Origin of the sequence: Lachnoclostridium sp. MSJ-17, from assembly GCF_018918205.1 — a bacterium.
GTDB lineage: Bacteria > Bacillota > Clostridia > Oscillospirales > Acutalibacteraceae > Ruminococcoides.
In genome coordinates, this window is sequence record NZ_JAHLQB010000101.1 from 1 (window position 1) to 2,039 (window position 2,039).

Annotated in this window: 3 protein-coding genes; all 3 read right to left on the reverse strand. The window is 53.7% G+C overall.

All coding sequences use genetic code 11. The features are described from left to right. Nucleotides 1-181: hypothetical protein (locus KQI64_RS08515; RefSeq protein ID WP_216524263.1), on the reverse strand; the 181-nt coding region annotated here is incomplete at its 3' end. A 12-nt stretch (nt 182-193) separates the two neighbouring features. After that, on the reverse strand, nt 194-1,474 hold the full coding sequence (gene serS / locus KQI64_RS08520) for a serine--tRNA ligase (RefSeq protein ID WP_216524264.1): 1,281 nt from the start codon (nt 1,472-1,474) through the stop codon (nt 194-196). Then, nucleotides 1,467-2,039 (reverse strand): ParB/RepB/Spo0J family partition protein (locus KQI64_RS08525; protein ID WP_216524265.1); only part of this gene is annotated, 573 nt, incomplete at its 5' end. The genes serS and KQI64_RS08525, both read right to left, overlap by 8 nt.

Consider the following 2,039-nt stretch of genomic DNA (forward strand, 5'->3'; position numbering starts at 1 on the left):
CGAAGCCCGCGTTTGTGGGCTGGGTATATACGGGAGGCTGCTGTCTTTGAGTATGTCTCGGCTGGGTCTGGGAGTTGTAGCTGTCGCCGTAGTTTGTATTCTTGGGTTCTCTGAGCTGAGCGCCGCAGCTGCCGCAGAAATCGGGATTCGTTACGGGCGCTCCGCAGTTAGGACAATTCATATATTTTCCTCCTTACTTGCCGATTACTTCCTTGCCGCCCATGTAAGGTCTGAGAGCCTCGGGAATGCGGATCGAGCCGTCCTCGTTGAGGTTGTTCTCGAGGAATGCGATAAGCATTCTCGGAGGTGCGACAACGGTGTTATTGAGTGTGTGTGCAAAGTACTTTCCGCCCTTGCCGCTGACGCGGATTTTCAGGCGGCGTGCCTGAGCGTCGCCGAGATTTGAACAGGAGCCTACCTCGAAGTACTTCTTCTGGCGCGGTGACCACGCCTCAACATCGAGCGAACGAACCTTGAGGTCGGCGAGGTCGCCCGAGCAGCACTCGAGTGTACGAACGGGGATATCCATTGAACGGAAGAGGTCGACTGTGTTCTGCCAGAGCTTGTCGAACCACATCTTGCTATCCTCGGGCTTGCAGACGACGATCATCTCCTGCTTCTCGAACTGGTGGATTCTGTAAACTCCTCTCTCCTCAATGCCGTGAGCGCCTTTTTCCTTGCGGAAGCAGGGTGAGTAGCTGGTGAGTGTCTGAGGAAGGGTTTCCTCGGGATTGATCGTGTCGATGAACTTGCCGATCATCGAGTGCTCGGAGGTACCGATCAGATAGAGATCCTCGCCCTCGATCTTGTACATCATCGAATCCATCTCGGCAAAGCTCATAACGCCTGTTACAACGTTGGAACGGATCATGAACGGCGGTACGCAGTAGGTAAAGCCGCGGTCAATCATGAAGTCGCGCGCGTAGGAAATAACCGCGCTGTGAAGTCTGGCGATGTCGCCCATGAGATAATAGAAGCCGTTGCCCGCAACCTTGCGCGCGGAGTCGAGGTCAATACCGTTGAGTTTCTCCATAATGTCGGTGTGGTAGGGTACCTCGAATTCGGGTACAAAAGGCTCGCCGAAGCGCTCGATCTCAACGTTCTCGCTGTCGTCCTTGCCGATGGGTACGGACGGGTCGATGATCTGAGGAATGCGCATCATGATCTCTGTTACCTTCGCGCTGAGCTCGGCTTCCTTCTGCTCAAGCTCCGCAAGAAGCTGCGCCTGCTTTGTGACCTCTTCCTTGATAGCCATGGCTTCTTCCTTCTTGCCCTGACCCATCAGCATACCGATCTGCTTTGAGATTTTGTTGCGGTTTGCTCTGAGGTCGTCAGCCTGCTGCTTTACGGCGCGGCTCTCAGCGTCGAGCGCGATAACCTCGTCTACCAGACCGAGCTTGCTGTCCTGAAATTTCTTTTTGATATTTTCCTTGACCGCGTCGGGATTTTCTCTTAAAAATTTAATATCAATCATTGTTGTTCTCCTTGCTTAATAAATTTGATAACTCCTGTAACTCCTCGTCGGAATAGAATTCAATCTGTAAGACTCCGCCCTCTTTTTTCTTGTTCTTGCTGACGGTGATCTTTCTGCCGAGGCTTTCGTTGAGCGCCAGCTCCACCATCTTGTAGAACGACGGCTGTCTTTCGGGCTTCTCTTCGGTCTTGACCTTTACGGGCTTTTTGCAAAGCGCCTCGGTCTGACGGACGGAGAGGTCTTTCTTAATAATTTCCTCCGCGACCGCCTTCATCTGCTCCTCGTTTTCAAGCGTGAGCAGCGCGCGCGCGTGACCTGCCGAAATCTGCTCCTCTCTGAGCATTTCGCGGATACTTTCGGGCAGCTTCAGAAGTCTGAGCGCGTTCGCGATCGCGGGACGGGACTTGCCCATCGACTGCGCGACCTCTTCCTGAGTGAAGTTGTGCTCCTTCATCAGCACGTTATAGCCCTCGGCTTCCTCGAGCGGTGTCAAGTCCTCACGCTGCAGGTTTTCTATCAGAGCCAGCTCCATTGTTTCGGACTCGGTCAGCTCTCGGATAACGAC